Here is an 18542-nt window from a genome sequence, read left to right on the forward strand (position 1 = left end):
TTGCGTCAAAAAGAGCAAGGAATTCTCCCATGCTGACAATTGAAAATGCGTCGCTGCACTATGGTGCCGCGCAGGCGCTGCGCGGTGTGTCGCTGCAAGTGAAACCGAAATCGATCACTTGTGTGCTCGGGCGTAATGGTGTCGGCAAGACCAGCATGCTCAGAGCCATCGTCGGTCAGCACCCGCTTTCCTCCGGTTCGATCAGTTTTGAAGGATCGGCTCTGGGAAAGAAGCCGCCCTATGATCGTGCCCGCGCCGGCATCGCGTTTGTTCCGCAGGGGCGCGAGATTTTCCCGCTGCTGACTGTCCGCGAAAACCTTGCAACCGGCTTCGCTGCCGCCACGCGCGGCAATCGCAATGTCCCCCCGGAAGTTTTCGAACTGTTTCCGGTGTTGAAGACTATGCTCGGGCGCCGCGGCGGCGATCTTTCCGGTGGTCAGCAGCAACAGCTCGCCATCGGCCGCGCGCTGGTGACACGGCCGAAACTGTTGGTTCTCGATGAACCGACCGAGGGTATCCAGCCTTCGATCATCAAGGACATCGGCCGGGCGATCCAGTTCCTGCGTGATCAGGCGGGCCTCGCAATCCTTCTTGTGGAACAGTATCTCGACTTCTGCCGCGAACTCGCCGATCACGTCTACATTATGGATCGGGGCGAGATCGTCCATTCCGGTGACGCTGCTAGCCTCGACAAGCCGGAAGTGCGCAAGTTCCTGACCGTTTGAAAAACTTGGCTTGCTGATTGTGCAAGATCATCGCTAGGGTCGCTTCAAGAGGAGCAACCCCGCATGATCGACAAGCTGGAATTTTTTATAGCTTTGGCGCACCACAAGCATTTCGGCCGGGCGGCAGAAGAGTGCGGCGTCACCCAGCCGACGCTTTCCGCAGCTATCCGCCAGCTTGAGGATACGCTCGGTGTTGTACTCGTGCAGCGTGCGTCACGCTTCAAGGGACTGACGTCGGAAGGTCAGCGCGTGCTTGAATGGGCCCGCCGCATTGTCGGCGATACCCGCACGATGCGCGAGGAAATCCGCGCCGCCCGCTTCGGCCTTGCCGGGCACGTGAAGATCGCAGCCATTCCCACGGCACTTGCCATGGTCTCGCGGCTGACAACGCCTTTCCGCGAAAAGCACCGGGATGTTACATTCTCCGTGACCTCGCGAACATCGCTTGAAGTGTTGACGCTGCTCAGCAATTTCGAGATCGATATCGGTATCAGCTACCTGGATAATGAGCCTCTCGGACGCGTAACGTCCGTGCCACTTTACACCGAGCGCTACCAGCTGATTACTTCGTCGGGCAATACCTATTCCGATCGAAAGTCGGTCACATGGGCGGAGGTGGGGCAATTGCCGCTTTGCCTTCTCACCATGGACATGCAGAATCGCCGCCTCATCAACAAGCATTTGCAGGAGGCGGGGGTTGAGGTCCACCCGACGCTCGAGTCTAATTCCATGATTGTGCTATTCTCGCACATAAGAACCGGAAAATGGGCGAGCATTATGCCGCTCAACCTTGCGGAGACGCTGGGATTTGCCGAGCCGATCCGTGCGATACCCATCGTCGAGCCTGATGCGCGCCACCTCGTCGGACTGGTCGCTGCGGATCGCGAACCTCATACGCCGTTGGTTTCTGCGCTGTTGCACGAGGCACGCGCATTGGCTGTAAGTATGAATATGGTTTGATAGAAAATTTCTATCGCTCAACGAGACTGCGGTATTGATAATGCCACGCATCTTTGATCTATTTCGGGGTGTGGGGAGAAACAAGGGAGGGCGTTGCACGATATGCAAAGCGCAAGTACCGATATCGCCAGCAGAGCGATAGGCATTATCGATCAATTGAAGGGCAAAGAAGGCCCGCTTCTTCCAATTCTGCACGAGTTGCAAGACGAATTCGGCTATGTTCCACCAGAAACGCTTCCGTTGATTGCACAGGCCCTCAACATTTCCCGCGCCGAAGTCCATGGCGTTTTTACCTTTTATCATGATTACCGGGATCACCCTGCTGGCCGGCATGTTCTGAAGCTTTGCCGCGCTGAAGCGTGCCAGTCCATGGGCGGCGATGCGCTCGCCGACCGGGCGCGCCAGCTTCTCGGCATCGATTGGCATGGCACGACCGCCGATGGTGCAGTGACGCTTGAGCCGGTCTATTGCCTCGGCCTTTGTGCCTGCGCCCCTGCCGCGATGCTCGACGATGAGGTGATTGGACGTCTCGACGCCGAGCAGCTCGAGGAAATCGCGGCGGAGGTGCGGCTATGACAGTCACTTTCTACGTTCCGCGCGATTCCGGCGCGTTGGCGCTTGGCGCCGAGAAGGTCGCCAGATCCCTGCAGGCTGAAATCGACACACGCAACCTCGATGCGCGAATCGTCCGTAATGGCTCGCGCGGTATGTATTGGCTGGAGCCGATGGTCGAGGTCGAAACGCCAAACGGCCGCATCGCTTATGGCCCGGTCAAGGCCTCCGATGTGGCGGCACTGCTTGACAATGGCATGGCCGAGGGCGGGGTGCACCCTCTCTGGCTCGGCCTCATCGATCATCACCCCTTCCTCGCCAAACAAACACGTCTGACCTTTGCCCGTTGCGGCATTACAGATCCCGTCTCCCTCGAAGATTATCGTGCCAATGATGGTCTGAAGGGTCTGGAAAACGCCCTCAAGCTGACGCCTGCCGAAATCGTGGCCCAGGTGACGGAGTCCGGCTTGCGCGGTCGCGGCGGTGCGGGCTTCCCGACCGGTATCAAATGGAAGACGGTTCTCGAAACCACTGGTTCGCAGAAATACATCGTCTGCAACGCTGACGAAGGGGATAGCGGTACTTTTGCTGATCGTATGATCATGGAAGGCGATCCCTTCGTGTTGATCGAGGGCATGACAATCGCTGGCATCGCTGTTGGCGCAACCAAGGGTTACATCTACACGCGTTCAGAATATCCGCATGCCATCGCAGTCATGAACGAAGCGCTGGAGATCGCACGTAAGGGCGGGGTACTTGGTTCGTCCGTGCTTGGCTCATCGTACGCTTTCGACATTGAAGTCCGCGTCGGGGCAGGGGCCTATGTGTGCGGCGAAGAGACGGCATTGCTTGAAAGCCTCGAAGGCCGCCGCGGCATTGTTCGCGCCAAGCCACCCCTGCCAGCACATAAGGGCCTGTTCGGTAAGCCAACCGTCATCAACAATGTCATCTCTCTGGCTTCCGTTCCCGTCATCCTCGATAAAGGCGCTCCTTTCTACAAGGATTTCGGCATGGGCCGTTCTCGAGGCACCATCCCGCTGCAGATTGCCGGCAACGTCAAACATGGCGGGCTCTTCGAAGCTGCCTTCGGTCTTACGCTCGGCGAAATCGTCGACGATATCGGTGGCGGCACGGCCACAGGACGTCCGGTCAAGGCTGTGCAGGTCGGTGGCCCTCTCGGCGCCTATTTCCCGCGCGAACTTTTCGATACGCCCTTTGACTACGAAGCCTTCGCCGCAAAGGATGGCCTCATCGGTCATGCTGGTCTGGTGGTTTTCGATGACAGCGTGGACATGCTGAAGCAGGCGCGTTTCGCCATGGAATTCTGCGCAATCGAATCTTGCGGCAAATGTACTCCCTGTCGCATCGGTTCAACACGCGGTGTCGAAGTCGTCGATCGCCTCTCGGCCAACATCGAACCTGAAAAGCAGATCGAGGTTTTGACGGACCTGTGCAACACGATGAAGTTTGGCTCGCTCTGTGCCTTGGGTGGCTTCACGCCCTATCCGGTCATGAGCGCTCTCACCCATTTTCCTGAAGATTTCCGCCCCGCGCCAATCGCCGTAGCGGCGGAATAGGAGCTGTTTCATGTCTCTCATTGAAGAAATCGACTACGGTACGCCGAAATCTCTTTCCGAAAAGATGATCACGCTGACCATCGACGGTAACGAGGTCACTGTGCCCGAAGGCACTTCGATCATGCGCGCCTCCATGGAAGCCGGTATCAAGGTTCCAAAGCTCTGCGCCACTGATATGGTGGATGCGTTCGGCTCTTGCCGCCTCTGCCTGATAGAGATCGAAGGCCGTAATGGCACGCCAGCCTCCTGCACGACGCCGGCAATGGAAGGGCTGGTCGTCCATACCCAAACGCAACGTCTGAAGAATATCCGCAAAGGCGTCATGGAGCTTTATATCTCCGATCACCCGCTTGATTGCCTTACCTGCGCGGCCAATGGCGATTGCGAACTGCAGGACATGGCCGGCGCCGTGGGTCTTCGTGATGTTCGTTATGGCTATGAGGGCGATAACCACGTTTTCGCCAAGGCAAATGACGTTGCAAATGATCGCTGGATGCCGAAGGATGAGTCTAATCCCTATTTCACCTACGATCCGGCCAAATGCATCGTCTGCTCGCGCTGCGTACGAGCCTGCGAGGAAGTGCAGGGAACCTTTGCACTGACCATCGAAGGCCGTGGTTTCTCCAGCCGCGTTTCGCCAGGCATGCATGAGAATTTCGTCGATAGCGAATGTGTTTCCTGTGGCGCCTGTGTCCAGGCTTGTCCGACAGCAACATTGACCGAAAAATCAGTCATCGAGATTGGTCAGCCGGAACATTCGAAAGTGACGACCTGCGCCTATTGCGGCGTCGGCTGCTCATTCAAGGCAGAGATGCGAGGCGAAGAACTGGTTCGCATGGTGCCCTGGAAGGACGGCAAGGCCAATCGCGGCCATTCCTGCGTCAAGGGCCGTTTTGCCTACGGCTATTCGACCCACAAGGACCGCATTCTCAACCCGATGATCCGCGAGAAGATTTCGGACCCATGGCGCGAAGTCACGTGGGAGGAAGCTTACAAGCACGTCGCCAACGAATTCCGCCGCATTCAGTATCAGTACGGGCGTAATTCCATCGGCGGTATTACATCGTCCCGCTGCACCAATGAAGAGACGTATCTTGTCCAGAAGCTGGTGCGCGCCGGTTTTGGCAACAATAATGTCGATACTTGTGCCCGCGTTTGCCATTCGCCAACTGGCTATGGCCTCAGAACTACATTTGGTACTTCTGCAGGTACACAGGACTTCGACAGTGTCGAGCACACTGACGTCGTGATGATCATCGGTGCTAATCCGACCGATGGTCATCCTGTCTTTGCTTCCCGCTTGAAGAAGCGGCTGCGCAAGGGTGCAAAACTGATCGTCGTCGATCCACGCCGCATCGATCTGGTGCGTTCACCCCACGTTGAAGCTGCACAACACCTTCCGTTGCGTCCCGGTACCAACGTTGCCGTCGTCACCTCGATGGCCCATGTGATCGTCACCGAAGGGCTCTTCAATGAGAAGTTCATCCGCGAACGTTGCGATTGGGATGAGTTCCAGGATTGGGCAGCCTTCGTTTCTTCTCCGGAGCATAGCCCGGAAGCCATCGAACAGCTGTCGGGCGTTAATCCCCAGGCTTTGCGTGAGGCTGCACGGCTTTTCGCAACTGGCGGCAATGGCGCGATCTATTATGGTCTTGGTGTCACAGAGCATAGCCAGGGCTCGACAACCGTTATGGCTATTGCGAATCTCGCCATGGCGACCGGCAATATCGGCCGCAAGGGCGTCGGCGTGAATCCGCTCCGCGGTCAGAACAATGTGCAGGGGTCTTGTGATATGGGTTCCTTCCCGCACGAACTTCCCGGTTACCGGCATATCTCCGATGAATCGACGCGCGACATCTTCGACAAGCTCTGGGGCGTGAAGCTGCAGGACGAGCCCGGCCTTCGCATTCCGAATATGCTCGACGCTGCCGTTGATGGCACCTTCAAGGGCATCTACATTCAGGGCGAGGACATCCTTCAGTCGGACCCCGATACCAAGCACGTCGCTGCCGGTCTTGCCGCCATGGAATGCGTCGTCGTGCACGACCTCTTCCTCAATGAAACTGCTAATTACGCCCATGTTTTCCTGCCCGGCTCTACCTTCCTTGAAAAGGATGGAACATTCACCAATGCCGAGCGCCGGATCAATCGCGTGCGCAAGGTTATGAGCCCGCTCAACGGCTACGCCGATTGGGAAGTTACGCAGAACCTCGCAAATGCCATGGGACTTGGCTGGAGCTACAGCCATCCTTCCGAAATCATGGACGAAGTCGCGCTGACGACTCCGAGTTTCGCCGGCGTTACTTACGACCTTCTGGACAAGGAAGGATCCGTTCAATGGCCATGCAACGAAAAGGCGCCATTGGGCACGCCGATAATGCATATCGACAGCTTTGCGCGCGGCAAGGGCAAGTTCATCCGCACCGAATATGTTGCGACGGACGAGCGGACTGGACCGCGCTTCCCGCTGCTTCTCACGACGGGTCGCATCCTGTCGCAATATAATGTCGGGGCGCAGACACGCCGCACGCACAATGTCGTCTGGCATGAAGAGGATCGGCTGGAGATCCACGCCCATGACGCCGAGCAGCGCGGCATTCGCGATGGCGATTGGGTGAAGATCACCAGCCGCGCAGGCGAAACCACTCTGCGGGCGCTGATCACCGATCGCGTATCGCCGGGTGTCGTCTATACGACCTTCCACCATCCGACGACGCAGGCCAATGTCATCACCACCGATTTCTCCGATTGGGCGACCAATTGTCCGGAATACAAGGTTACAGCGGTGCAGGTCGGCGCCTCGAACGGTCCGAGCGACTGGCAGGTCGAATATGACGAGCAGGCGCGCCAGAGCAGGCGTATTGCTCCGGTGCTGGACGCCGCGGAGTAACCATGCCCGAAAAGCGCCCCGCACTGCTTGTCGTTCCGCGCATCACCCGTCGCCGCAAGGGTGCGGGTGATGTTTACGCGACAGACAACAGGATGGTGCCTGAAGAAACCCCGGTCGCCTTCAGTTACAACGGCACGACCCATGCGGTCATGATGGCGACACCAGCCGACATGGAGGATTTCGCTGTCGGCTTCAGCCTGTCAGAGGGCATCATTTCGCAGCTCGACGAAATCAGCGAAATCACCGTCGAGGAACATGACGAGGGCGTCGATATCCAGATCGTGCTTGCAGGTGAAGCGGGCCAGGAACTGACGGATCGCCGCCGCCGCATGGCCGGACCTGTCGGCTGTGGCCTTTGCGGCATCGAGTCGATCGAGCAGGCGTTGAAACCCGTTGCTTCGGTCGATAGGGCCAAACTCAAGCTAACCCCGGATGAAATCGCGGACGCGGTCAAGCTGCTCTCGCAGGTTCAGCCGCTGCATAGTGAAACCGGCGCAGTCCACGCCGCCGGGTTCTATGTTCCCGGAAAGGGCATCGTTGCAGCGCGCGAAGATGTTGGCCGCCATAATGCGCTGGACAAGCTGGCCGGGGCTCTCTGCCGTTCTGGTGTGGAGGGCAAGACTGGCGCGGTCGTCGTTACCAGCCGCGTATCCATTGAGATGGTGCAAAAAGCGGCGATCATCGGCGCGCCGATCCTGATTGCCGTATCGGCGCCGACAGCGTTGGCGATCCGCACAGCGCATGCCGCGGGCATGACGCTTGTAGCGCTTGTGCGCGGTGATGAATTCGATGTATTTACTCGCCCAGAGCGCGTCCCGGCCGCTTTGGCCCAGCTGGATACAAAAGCGGCGGATGTGCTTCCCAAGCCGAATCCCGATCCGGCTGCATCGACTCTCGTTCAAAGTCCCACTGTAAGATTGGTGCAATATGGATAGTGAAAGCCACAAATCGACGGCGACAAAGCTCGTCTATATGGCCAACCAGATAGCCACGTTCTTCCATACACAGCCGAAGGATGAGGCGGTGGCAGGTGTTGCTGACCACATCAACCACTTCTGGGAGCCGCGCATGCGCGAGCAGTTTTTCGCGATCCTTGAACAAGAGGATAACGGCTTTGATCCGCTGGTAGTAGAAGCTGCGAAACACATCCGCAAGCCTGGGCCGGTTCCGGCCTGATCACCAAGCAGGCGACAGTCTAATTCATATAGCCGCAATATCTGAATTCGGTGCCCCTAACTAAGGGGTCCCTCTCTCGTTCTTGGTCATTGATTGCCGAATAGCCTGCCTACGACAAGAACAAACGGAAGCCACAAAAGCAGGAATACGACATAGGGTGCAGAGCGAGTAATATAAGGCTCGTAGTCGGCCTTCGTATTTTTGTCGTCCCTCAGCATTTTCCCCCCTGCAACGTTCGTGTCTTCGGGCCAAATGTTAATCCGGCCAAGCAACTATGCAGCAAGCGGTGTTGGGCAACAATAGCTCCGCGGTCGTCAAAATTCATTATGAAGCAAGGTGTTACGTCCAATATGCTTTAGGGCCGCGCTGCTCAAAATCATTAGAGTTTTACCAATAAAGTTAATGTTTTCCGAATGCAGTTGTAATCAGTTTGTCTTCTTGATAGGCGAAACAGCAGCACCGCCTACCCTCCGCAAGGTCCCCATGCTTCGTCGATTTATCGGGCAAGAACCCAGTCCGCTCACCGGCATTGCCTTGGCGGCGCTCGGCTATTCACTCTTTGCTATTCAGGATGCGCTGGTGAAGTGGCTGGTGGCAGACTATTCGGTGCCGCAGATATTGTTCATGCGCAGTGTTATCATCGTCATCTTTGCGGCAATCATGGTGCGGCATGAGCGGCATCCGTCGATCCTGAAGAGCCCGCACAAGCGATCGCTCGCTATTCGCGCGGCGCTGATGCTCGGCGCATGGCTCTCCTACTATTCCGCGGCGCGCCACCTCGGGCTTGCCGAAATCACCACCATGTATTTCTCCGCCCCGGTGATGGTTGTCATCCTGTCGATCTTTGTTCTGAAGGAGAAGGTGGGACTGGTTCGCTGGATCGCTTCCATCGCGGGATTTGTGGGGGTGATCCTCGCAGCAAACCCGGCGGAAACGCCTGATCTCGTGCCTGCGGGAATGGTACTGTTCGCCGGGTTCTGCTGGGCCTGGAGCGTCATTCTCGTGCGCCTCGTCAGCCGTAGCGAAAGCACCTTCAACCAGATGATGGCCACCAGCTTTCTTTTCGCCGTTGTCTGTGGGGCAATGCTTCCATGGTTATGGAAAACACCGGACCTTGCCGGCTGGGTGTTGATGATCAGCCTTGGCCTGGTCGGCTCAGCCGGACAATATTTCCTCTATGAAGGGTTCCGCTACGCCCCGGCGTCGGCTCTTGCGCCCATCGAATATAGCGGTCTCATCTGGGCGTTTCTTTACGGTTATCTCATCTGGCATGAGGTGCCGCAATTAAACGTCTTTCTCGGCGCAATCCTCATCGTGGCCTCAAGCCTGTCTCTCGTGTGGTGGGAACGCCGCATGGCAATGGCGGCACGACGTTTGACTGTGTAGCTGCGCTATTGCCTGCATACGGCGCGTGGATCGAATGGCAGATCGGCCAGCTGATCGAGGTCCATGGCCTGTAACGTCGGGTGCGCAAGTGGATCGCTTTGCCAGCTGGACTCAGCATCTCCGGACTCGATTTGCCCGCCGCAGAACCGTGCTATCAGGGCTCGGAGCAGAAAGAAAATCTTCATCATCTGACTCCCTTATGTTCAAATATGCGCTATTCTGTTGAGGATACGTGATATTTGCAATCCAGATTGGCGAAACCTTCGTAAAGAAAATCTTCATGAAGAATTTAAACAAAGTCCATCTCAACGGTTTGAAGGCAGTAGAGACGATCGGACGTTTGGGTTCACTGCCGAAGGCCGCGGAGGAACTCGGCGTATCGGTCAGCGCGGTCAGCCAGCAATTGATACGCACCGAGGGCCAGATTGGACATGCCATCTTCGAGCGAACCCGCAGCGGGTTGGTGGCGACGGCGTTCGGCAAAGGCTTTCTTGCCAAGCTGGAAGAAGGCTTTCAGTCACTGTCAAAGGCCGTGGCAATGGCCGATGGGACGGATCAGACACTCATGCTTTCCGTCGCCCCTACCTTCGCCTCAAAATGGCTTGTTCCACGTCTTGGCCGTTTGCGCAGTGCCCATCCGGATCTCAAAATCCGTATCGATCCGTCACCCGGCATCGTCGATCTGAAAAGTTCGGACATCGATCTCGCCATCCGGCTTGGAAAAGGCGATTGGCGGGATGGCGCTCCGGAACGGCTTCTGCCGCAAAGGATGTTTCCGGTTTGCACGCGGAATGTGGCTCTCAGGTTGCAACGACCTGCCGACATTTTCCGCCAACCGATCATCTGTTACGACAATCCGATGTTCAGCTGGGATGATTGGCAGGCCGCCGCTGGTCTTGAAGGGCCGTTGCCTTTCGACGGAACAACTTTTTCGGATCCGTGGCTTGGTCTTGAAGCAGCAATCAGCGGGCAGGGCATCATGCTCGCCTGGGACCTGTTTGTTGAAGATACCTTGGCGGACGGCAGGCTCGTTGCGCCTTTCCCAACACGCGTACCGTCTTCCGTGGGTTATTGGTTAATCACACCAAATAACCGCAAACCAAGCCCCCAAACGCTGCACTTCCAGCGCTGGATTCGTAGCGAAATCGAGCGAGAGAATGGAACCGGATCGCATGATCTGTTGACAAGTTATACCGAAGTTTGAACAGTGCCCCCACACCAAAATAGTGGCAGTGGGAGGACTTTATGTCTCTGCGTTCGGTCATCGGCTTTTCGGCCTTCCTTCTCACTCTTTTCACTCTTTCCGCGCCGGTTGGCGCGGCGGAAATGAACCGCGATGTCATTACGACGAAGGACGGCGATTATTTCGGTTTTGACCTGCGTACGGAACAGGATGTCACACAGGATCAGTGCGAGCTGGTCTGTCTCGCCGACCAGTCCTGCAAGGCATTCACCTACAACCCCAAGGTGAAATGGTGCTTTCTCAAATCCGATTTCAATCAGCTGAAAACGGCGCCGGGTTCCGTTGCCGGCAAGGTTGTGGAGACCGCCGATGAGCCCGATATCGGCGCCCCGCCAAAGTTACAATTCGTGTCCGATCAACTCGCGCAGGATGCACGGCAGGTCAAGGCAAGCCTGAACCTCACCGACGATCAGAAGGCGTTAGGTGCCGATGGTCTCGTCGCGGCCGGACGGGCCGAGGTTGCCAAGGGTAATATCGAGAACGCTCTCAAAGCATTCAGAGGCGCATTGGCGGTTACACCCGATAATGGCCCACTCTGGATCGAGACGGCACGTGCAGCCAATCGCGCCGAGAAAAATACCTATATCGCCGGACAGGCAGCGCTAGCCGCGCTCAACGGCTACCAGTTGACGCGAACAACGCAAAGCCGCGCAGATGCGCTGGCAGTGCTCGGCGATGCGTTGCAGAACTCCGAGAACTATCGCGCCTCGCTTGACGCGTACAAAGCCAGCCTTGCCCTCGTCAACGCCAAGCCGGTTGAGGCTGCCTATCTCGACCTCAGGTCGCGGCAGGGCTTCCGCGTCACCAATCATACGATCGACGCGGATAGCGTTAACCCTCGCGCATGTGTCCAGTTCTCGGATCCTCTGGTGAAAATGGGCACCGACTATACGCCGTTCGTGACATTGAACGGAACTGCGCCGAAAGCGCTGGAGGCCAAGGGCAGCGAGATCTGTGTCGAGGGCCTTGAACATGGCCAGCGCTACAAGCTCGCCCTGCGTCCTGGACTGCCATCGGCGGTGGGCGAATCCCTTGAAGCGCCCGTCGATCTTGATATCTACATCAAGGACCGCTCCGCCATGGTGCGCTTTACCGGCGATAGCTTCGTGCTGCCGAGCACAGCGCGTCGCGGCATTCCCATCGTTTCGGTCAATACGACCAGCGCCAATCTCAAGCTCTATCGCATCGGTGATCGAGGGCTGGCCCCGCTTCTGACCAGTTCGCAATTCCTGACGCAGATGGATGGCTATAGCGCTCAGCGTCTGCAGGATGAATCGGGTGAACTTGTCTGGCAGGGCACGATCGATCTTCAGTCCGACCTCAACAAGGATGTCGTCACTAGTTTCCCAGTCGATGAGGCCCTGCCGCAACGCAAGCCCGGCATCTATGTCCTGACTGCCGTTTCACCCGACGCAAAAAGCGATGAGTGGGACGCCCAGGCTACACAGTGGTTCGTCGTCTCCGATATCGGCCTCACCACCTATGCGGGTAATGACGGCCTCAATGTTTTTGCTCGCTCGCTTGCGTCGGCCCAGCCACTCATCGGTGTCGAGCTTCAGCTTCTTGCCAAGAACAACGAGATCCTTGGCACTGCCGTCACCGATACCGAGGGCCGCGCTACATTTACCGCCGGGCTGATGCGTGGCACTGCAGCCACCGCTCCTGCAGTTATCACCGCCAAGAACGGCGATGCGGACTATGTTTTCCTCGACATGACACGGGCAGGCTTCGACCTTTCGGACCGCGGTGTCACCGGCCGTCCCGCGCCGGGCGCAATCGATATTCTGGCATGGACCGAACGCGGTATCTATCGCGCCGGCGAAACGGTGCACGCGTCCGCGCTCGCTCGGGATAACGCCGCCAATGCCGTCGAAAAACTGCCGCTGACATTTGTGTTCAAGCGGCCGGACGGCGTGGAGGATCGCCGGATGGTCAGTGACGGCGCAAATCTCGGCGGGCATACGCTCGATCTGGAGTTGCAAGCCAACTCCATGCGCGGCACCTGGACGATGCAGATATTCACCGATCCGAAAGGATCGCCAATTGCAGAAAAGCAATTCCTGGTTGAGGATTTCGTGCCCGACCGGGTTGAGTTCGATCTGACCAGCGACGCCAAATTCATCGAAATCGGCAAGCCGACGCCGGTCAAGGTCGACGGCCGCTTTCTCTATGGCGCTCCCGCGGCGGGCCTGGAACTTGAAGGCGAACTCGCGCTGAAGCCGACACATGAAAGCGCAGATTTCAAGGGTTATCTCTTTGGGCTCGCCGATGAAGAGGCGAGTGAAAATGCGAGCGTACCGCTCGAAGACTTGCAGCCACTCGACGAGAATGGCAAGGCGACTTTCGATGTATCGGTGGCAGATGCTCCGTCCACCACGCAGCTCCTCAACGCAAATGTCGTCGTGCGCATGCAGGAAGCAGGCGGCCGCGCCGTAGAGCGTACGTTGACGCTGCCGGTCAAGCAGCTGGGCTCGATGATCGGCATCAAGCCGGAGTTCTCCGGTGCTCTCGCCGAAAACTCCGTTGGCAAATTTCATGTCATTGCTGTCGATGAGAATGGCCAGAGACAGGCCCTGCAGGGGCTTCAATGGAAACTCATCAGCGTTGAGCGCAACTACCAGTGGTATCGTGACGGCAACTCATGGAAATACGAGCCCATCCTTTCGACCAAGCAAGTTGCGAATGGGGTAATCGATACGACGGCGGATGGCGCTGATATTTCAGTCCCGGTTACCTGGGGTCAGTTCCGTCTCGAGGTGGAAACCGCCGCCGCTGATGGCCCCGCCTCAAGCGTTGAATTCGATGCCGGCTACTATGTGGCAACTACTTCCACCGAAACGCCTGATGGTCTTCAGATCGCTCTCGACAAGGAAAACTATGCCCCCGGCGAGACGGCGAAATTGAAGGTTTCGCCGCGTTTCGCCGGCGAACTGCTGGTGACTGTCGGGGCCGAGAATTTGCTGGTGACAAAGCGCGCCAGCATTCCGGCCGAGGGTGGCGAAGTCGATATTCCTGTCACCGCTGACTGGGGTGCGGGGGCATACGTCACCGCCACGTTGTTCCGTCCGGGTGACGCGCAGGAAACCCATATGCCGATGCGTGCCATCGGTGTCAAATGGCTCAACGTCAATCCGGGCGATCGCAAGCTTGCCGTAAAGCTGGATACGCCGCCGAAGACCGAACCGCGCAAGCCGTTGAACATCGCCCTCCAGGTCACTGGTGCCGGTGCGAACGAGGGCGCTTTCGTCACCGTGGCTGCAGTGGACGTCGGTATTCTCAATCTTACCCGTTATGAAGCACCGAATCCGGATGGCTGGTACTTCGGCCAACGGCAACTCGGTCTCGAGATTCGCGACCTCTACGGCCGCCTGATCGATGGCTCGCAGGGTGCAACGGGCAAGCTGCGCACTGGCGGTGACGGCGCACAGATGCCGATGCAAGGCAGCCCACCCACCGAAAAGCTGATCGCCTTCTTCTCCGGGCCGGTCAAGCTGGACGCACAGGGTAAGGCCAATGTCAATTTCGACATTCCGCAATTCAACGGCACCGCCCGTATTATGGCCGTCGCCTGGTCGAAATCGGGTGTTGGCCACGCCACGTCCGACGTGGTCATTCGCGATCCCGTAGTCGTCACCGCGAGCTTGCCGAAATTCCTTGCTCCCGGCGACAAAGCGGCATTGCGGCTCGATATCGCCAATACCGACGCGCCGGCAGGCGACTATCAGGTGCAGGTCACGAGCAATCCCGCGGTGAAGGTCGATCAACCGGCCGCGTCACAAACCGTCAATCTGGCTGCAGGTGGTAAGGCAAACCTTACGCTGCCACTAACCGGCAATCGGCCGGGCGACGGGATCGTGTCGGTCAAATTGTCCAATGCCGCTGGTCTCTCGCTCGAGCAGACCTTGAATGTCCCGGTTCGACCGGCAACCTTGCCGATGACCGTGCGCAGGCCGATCAAGCTTGGACCCAACAGCAGCCTCAAGGTGGATAGCGAGTTGCTGGCTGGCAGTGTCCTGCAGGGGGCTTCCGTCAGTCTCAATGTCACCCGCTCGGCCGCCTTCGATATTCCAGCCTTGCTGATGACGCTCGATCGCTACCCCTATGGTTGCGCCGAACAGACGACCAGCCGCGCCCTGCCGTTGCTCTATATGAGCGATCTCGCGAGGCAGTCTGGAATTGCCGATGATGGCGAAGTACAGAAACGCGTGCAGGAAGCGATCTACCGTGTCCTGTCGTATCAATCCTCTGCAGGCAGCTTCGGTCTTTGGTCTCCGGGGTCCGGTGACCTCTGGCTGGATGCCTATGTCACGGATTTCCTCACCCGTGCCCGCGAACAGAAATACAATGTGCCGGAACAGGCCCTCGTACAGGCGCTTGAAAACTTGCAGAACTCGCTGAGCTACGACGTGAATGTCAAGGATCAGGGCAATGAAATTGCCTATGCGCTCTACGTTCTGGCGCGTAACCGCAAGGCGGCCATTAGTGATCTGCGTTATTACGCAGACACGAAACTCGGCGAGTTCCCGACGCCGCTGTCACGCGCGCATCTTGCCGCCGCCTTGTCGCTTTATGGCGATGCGCAACGTTCACAAAGCATCTTCACCAATGCCCTGCAACAGGCGACGACCGTCACCAATGTCAGCTTGGTTCGTTCCGACTACGGCTCGTCGCTGCGCGATGATGCTGCCGTTTTGGCGCTTGCTGCGGAGAGCCGGCCGGTCCCGCCCATTATCCCGCAACTGTCGAAGATCGTTGCCAACGAATGGGAACACAAGACCTATACGAGCACGCAGGAGCAAACATGGATGCTGCTTGCGGCGCGGGCTGTTCAGGACGGCGACAGGGATCTGCAGCTCGACATCAATGGCGCTGCCCATAGCGGAGGCTATGCGGCACGATTGACCGGCGATGAACTGCTTGCCCAACCGGTGACCATCACCAATGCCACTGCCGAACCTGTGTCGGCAGTGGTGACGACGGTGGCATCCCCGTCGCAGCCGCTGCCCGCCGGCGGCGATGGTTTCAACATCGAGCGCACCTACTACACGCTCGATGGCAAGGAGGCCAATGTCAGCCAGGCCAAGCAGAACGAGCGCTATGTGGTTGTTTTGAAAGTGACCGAGAACAACAACTGGTCGTCGCGGGTGCTCATCACCGATCTTTTGCCGGCCGGTTTCGAAATCGATAATCCTGGCCTTGTAAATAGCGCCAGCCTGTCGAATTTCGACTGGGTCGGTGAAGTGGAGGCGGCGCACACGGAGTTTCGCAGCGATCGCTTTGTCGCCGCCTTTGACCGAGCGACGGGGGACAACGGCGAAATCACGCTGGCCTATGTGGTCCGTGCGGTAACACCCGGCACCTACGACCATCCGGCAGCCAGCGTCGAGGACATGTATCGTCCTCAGTTCTCCGCGCGCACGGCAACCGGTCGCATGGAGGTCGTCGCAGCACAATAATGTGGTCCACACGCAAACTCTGCATCGGCATTTCGGGCAATCTGGTGCTGGCTACGGTGCTTGCGTTTGGCCTCGACCTGGCCGACCGCGCTTTTCCACCGCCTCTGGAAAAGGCGCGGGAAGTCTCAACCGAGGTGCTGGATGCGGACGGGCAGTTGTTGCGCGCCTTTGCGACCTCCGAAGGCCGGTGGCGGCTCGGCACGACAGCAAAGGATGTCGATCCGCAATTCGTGCGGATGCTCATCGCCTATGAAGATCAGCGCTTCTGGCAGCACCGGGGCATCGACCCCGTCGCGCTTGCACGCGCCGCCGTGCAGCTAGTCAGCAATGGCCGTATTGTTTCCGGCGCCTCGACGCTGTCCATGCAGCTTGCCCGGCTGATCGAGCCGCGCGAGGGCAGATCACTCACGGCGAAGCTTCAGCAGCTTGCCCGCGCCCTGCAGATCGAGCGACGTTTGAGCAAGGCCGAAATCCTCGACCTCTATCTGTCACTCGCGCCCTATGGCGGCAATCTCGAAGGGGTGCGCGCCGCAAGTCTTGCGTATTTTGGCAAGGAGCCGCGTCGCTTGACTGTCGCGCAGTCAGCGTTGCTCGTCGCTCTGCCGCAATTGCCAGAAAGACGCAGACCCGACCGCAATCTCACCTTGGCGGAAGCAGCGCGTGGCCGCGTTCTACACCGAATGGCAGTCGAGAAAGTTGTGGGTGAGGGCGAGGCCGAACGGGCGGGTCCTGCACCAATTCCGTCGCGGCGTTTGCAATTGCCAGCCTATGCAGCACATTTGGCGGAGGCCGCCCAGCGCAAGGAGCCGTCCGTCAGACGGCATCTGACAACACTGCACCGGCAGGTCCAGCAGGGATTGGAAGCAGTCGCGAGGGACGCAGCGGGCAAGCTCGGTCCCAAGGTGTCGGTTGCGATGATCATGGCGGACGTGCGCACCGGGGAGATCGTCGGCGAGGTTGGATCCGCTGATTACTTCGATGCAAGCCGCTCGGGCTGGATCGACATGACCCGGATCAATCGCTCGCCGGGCTCGACGCTCAAGCCCTTTATCTATGGCCTCGCCTTCGAGGATGGCCTGGTCAGCCAGGAAACCATCATCGAGGATCGGCCCGCCGACTTCTTCGGCTACCGGCCGCGCAATTTCGATATGAGCTATCAGGGTGATGTCAGTATCCGGCAGGCGCTGCAGCTGTCGCTGAACGTTCCGGCTGTCCGCTTGCTCGATGCAGTCGGTCCTGCACGGCTGATGATGCGATTCCGCCGCTCGGAAGTTCGGCCGGTATTACCGCCAAATGAAACACCGGGCCTTGCCATTGGTCTCGGCGGTGTCGGCATCACCCTGAAGGACCTCGTCCAGCTCTATGCCGGCCTTGCTAATCGCGGCAGGCCAATGCAACTCGGCGATGGAATTCAGGACAAGCCCGGCTCGATCGCGGGCGAGCCGCTGCTTGAACCGGTGGCGGCATGGAACGTTGCCGATATTCTCTCCGGTGTCATGCCGCCCCTCGGTTCCGGTCAACGCGGCATCGCTTATAAGACAGGCACGAGCTATGGGTACCGTGATGCGTGGTCGGTTGGTTTCGATGGCAATTACGTGCTCGGTGTTTGGGTTGGCCGGCCTGACAATGGCGCAGTGCCGGGGCTGACTGGCTTCGGGTCAGCCGCGCCGATCTTGTTCGAAGGTTTCGCAAAATCCGGCGTCGCCATCACGCCTTTGCAGCCCGCTCCAGCGGGAGCTACCCGCATAGCGCAGGCGCAACTGCCAATCAGTCAGCGGCGGTTTTCGATGAATTCGAGTGGCTTGCTTGCTTCCTCGACGCGAGAGCCGGCACCGCAGATCGTCTATCCGCCTGAAGGCGCACGCATCGAGCTTGGTGCAACAACAGGCGGTGAAATCATGCCGCTGGCGCTGAAACTGCAAGGCGGCCGCGCGCCCTTCCGTTGGCTGGCCAATGGCAAGCCCTTGCCGGAAACATCGCGCCGCCGCGTCAACCAATGGGTTCCTGACGGCGGTGGATATTCGACGCTCACAGTCATCGATTCAGTCGGCCGCGCGGCTAGCGTTCGGGTGTTTGTCGATTGAATATGAAAGGGCGGCGCCATGGCGCCGCCTTGTCAAAATAGTTTCCCATCAGCGTGCCTGAACGAGTGCTGAAATGATACCCGAAGTGATGCTGATCAAAGCATAATCATTGTCGGCCTTGACCCACTGGTAACCGCGCGGTGGCGTCTTCAGATGATAGCGGTGATAATCGCGGACGACATTGCGGCGGTAGTTCGAGGGGAGTGCGTGGCCACGCGACCAGCGGGTCTTCTTCACCACCACGGTTTTCGTAACGACCCGCTTCTTTACCACGCGGTCCTGCTGATGACCGTAATGGCCACCCTTGTAATTCTGCTGTTGGGCGAACGCGGCAGGGGTCGCGATCAGGGAGATGGCAAGTGCTGCCAGAGCGATCTTTTTCATTTCGTTTCCTCGTCAGTTACGCGGCTTGATTTAAACCACGGGTTGTCTTGGGACACTCCGGTTTTAGGCCCGACGAGATGAACGAAAACTGAATATCAATCTAAACAAT

Annotated in this window: 13 protein-coding genes; 11 read left to right on the plus strand and 2 right to left on the minus strand. The window is 58.3% G+C overall.

What is annotated here, in order from left to right:
* Positions 1-29: 29 nt before the first annotated feature.
* The 8 genes from urtE to PHA01_RS01615 all read left to right on the plus strand — a co-directional run bounded on the left by urtE (position 30) and on the right by PHA01_RS01615 (position 9266).
* Entirely contained in the window at positions 30-725 is a 696-nt protein-coding gene (urtE, locus tag PHA01_RS01580) for an urea ABC transporter ATP-binding subunit UrtE (RefSeq protein WP_262294055.1), read from the plus strand.
* A gap of 63 nt (positions 726-788) precedes the next feature.
* On the plus strand, positions 789-1685 hold the full coding sequence (locus PHA01_RS01585) for a LysR family transcriptional regulator (protein WP_114428346.1): 897 nt from the start codon (positions 789-791) through the stop codon (positions 1683-1685).
* A gap of 102 nt (positions 1686-1787) precedes the next feature.
* Complete coding sequence (locus PHA01_RS01590) at positions 1788-2261, plus strand: formate dehydrogenase subunit gamma (protein WP_112525925.1); 474 nt, start codon at positions 1788-1790, stop codon at positions 2259-2261.
* On the plus strand, positions 2258-3814 hold the full coding sequence (locus PHA01_RS01595) for a formate dehydrogenase beta subunit (RefSeq protein ID WP_271892904.1): 1557 nt from the start codon (positions 2258-2260) through the stop codon (positions 3812-3814). Before PHA01_RS01590 ends, PHA01_RS01595 begins: the two co-directional genes overlap by 4 nt.
* Positions 3815-3824: 10 nt before the next feature.
* Positions 3825-6704 (plus strand): formate dehydrogenase subunit alpha, encoded by a 2880-nt coding sequence (fdhF, locus tag PHA01_RS01600; RefSeq protein ID WP_271892905.1) that lies wholly within the window; start codon positions 3825-3827, stop codon positions 6702-6704.
* Positions 6705-6706: 2 nt separating this feature from the next.
* Positions 6707-7639 (plus strand): formate dehydrogenase accessory sulfurtransferase FdhD, encoded by a 933-nt coding sequence (gene fdhD, locus PHA01_RS01605; protein ID WP_271892906.1) that lies wholly within the window; start codon positions 6707-6709, stop codon positions 7637-7639.
* Positions 7632-7880, plus strand: a complete 249-nt coding sequence (locus PHA01_RS01610) for a formate dehydrogenase subunit delta (RefSeq protein ID WP_271892907.1) — start codon at positions 7632-7634, stop codon at positions 7878-7880. Before fdhD ends, PHA01_RS01610 begins: the two co-directional genes overlap by 8 nt.
* A 483-nt stretch (positions 7881-8363) precedes the next feature.
* Positions 8364-9266, plus strand: coding sequence for a DMT family transporter (locus PHA01_RS01615; protein WP_271892909.1), 903 nt, complete (start codon positions 8364-8366; stop codon positions 9264-9266).
* 5 nt (positions 9267-9271) lie between these two features.
* Here PHA01_RS01615 and PHA01_RS01620 read toward each other — a convergent pair whose 3' ends face one another.
* A complete protein-coding gene (locus PHA01_RS01620) occupies positions 9272-9454 on the minus strand; it encodes a hypothetical protein (RefSeq protein WP_271892910.1) in 183 nt (60 codons plus the stop codon).
* Positions 9455-9546: 92 nt separating this feature from the next.
* On the opposite strand from PHA01_RS01620, the gene PHA01_RS01625 reads away from it, so the two are divergent.
* Genes PHA01_RS01625 through pbpC form a run of 3 tightly spaced genes read left to right on the plus strand, consistent with a single transcriptional unit; the run spans position 9547 to position 18049 of the window.
* Complete coding sequence (locus PHA01_RS01625; protein ID WP_271892912.1) at positions 9547-10470, plus strand: LysR substrate-binding domain-containing protein; 924 nt, start codon at positions 9547-9549, stop codon at positions 10468-10470.
* 41 nt (positions 10471-10511) lie between these two features.
* Positions 10512-15965, plus strand: a complete 5454-nt coding sequence (locus tag PHA01_RS01630; protein WP_417020887.1) for an alpha-2-macroglobulin family protein — start codon at positions 10512-10514, stop codon at positions 15963-15965.
* A complete protein-coding gene (gene pbpC, locus PHA01_RS01635) occupies positions 15965-18049 on the plus strand; it encodes a penicillin-binding protein 1C (RefSeq protein WP_271892913.1) in 2085 nt (694 codons plus the stop codon). The genes PHA01_RS01630 and pbpC overlap by 1 nt, the downstream gene beginning before the upstream one ends.
* Before the next feature lie 48 nt (positions 18050-18097).
* Here pbpC and PHA01_RS01640 read toward each other — a convergent pair whose 3' ends face one another.
* A complete protein-coding gene (locus tag PHA01_RS01640; protein ID WP_112525901.1) occupies positions 18098-18433 on the minus strand; it encodes an RcnB family protein in 336 nt (111 codons plus the stop codon).
* Between the last annotated feature and the right edge of the window lie 109 nt (positions 18434-18542).

It is taken from the genome of Candidatus Phyllobacterium onerii (genome assembly GCF_028331445.1).
GTDB classification, from domain to species: domain Bacteria; phylum Pseudomonadota; class Alphaproteobacteria; order Rhizobiales; family Rhizobiaceae; genus Phyllobacterium; species Phyllobacterium onerii.

What these genes read in the sequence shown, in the direction of transcription:
- PHA01_RS01585 (WP_114428346.1), top strand. Translation starts at nt 789, where the DNA reads ATGATCGACAAGCTGGAATTTTTTATAGCTTTGGCGCACCACAAGCAT.
- PHA01_RS01630 (WP_417020887.1), top strand. Translation starts at nt 10,512, where the DNA reads ATGTCTCTGCGTTCGGTCATCGGCTTTTCGGCCTTCCTTCTCACTCTT.
- PHA01_RS01640 (WP_112525901.1), bottom strand. Translation starts at nt 18,433, where the DNA reads ATGAAAAAGATCGCTCTGGCAGCACTTGCCATCTCCCTGATCGCGACC.
- urtE (WP_262294055.1), top strand. Translation starts at nt 30, where the DNA reads ATGCTGACAATTGAAAATGCGTCGCTGCACTATGGTGCCGCGCAGGCG.
- PHA01_RS01615 (WP_271892909.1), top strand. Translation starts at nt 8,364, where the DNA reads ATGCTTCGTCGATTTATCGGGCAAGAACCCAGTCCGCTCACCGGCATT.
- PHA01_RS01590 (WP_112525925.1), top strand. Translation starts at nt 1,788, where the DNA reads ATGCAAAGCGCAAGTACCGATATCGCCAGCAGAGCGATAGGCATTATC.
- PHA01_RS01595 (WP_271892904.1), top strand. Translation starts at nt 2,258, where the DNA reads ATGACAGTCACTTTCTACGTTCCGCGCGATTCCGGCGCGTTGGCGCTT.
- pbpC (WP_271892913.1), top strand. Translation starts at nt 15,965, where the DNA reads ATGTGGTCCACACGCAAACTCTGCATCGGCATTTCGGGCAATCTGGTG.
- fdhD (WP_271892906.1), top strand. Translation starts at nt 6,707, where the DNA reads ATGCCCGAAAAGCGCCCCGCACTGCTTGTCGTTCCGCGCATCACCCGT.
- PHA01_RS01620 (WP_271892910.1), bottom strand. Translation starts at nt 9,454, where the DNA reads ATGATGAAGATTTTCTTTCTGCTCCGAGCCCTGATAGCACGGTTCTGC.
- PHA01_RS01625 (WP_271892912.1), top strand. Translation starts at nt 9,547, where the DNA reads ATGAAGAATTTAAACAAAGTCCATCTCAACGGTTTGAAGGCAGTAGAG.
- PHA01_RS01610 (WP_271892907.1), top strand. Translation starts at nt 7,632, where the DNA reads ATGGATAGTGAAAGCCACAAATCGACGGCGACAAAGCTCGTCTATATG.
- fdhF (WP_271892905.1), top strand. Translation starts at nt 3,825, where the DNA reads ATGTCTCTCATTGAAGAAATCGACTACGGTACGCCGAAATCTCTTTCC.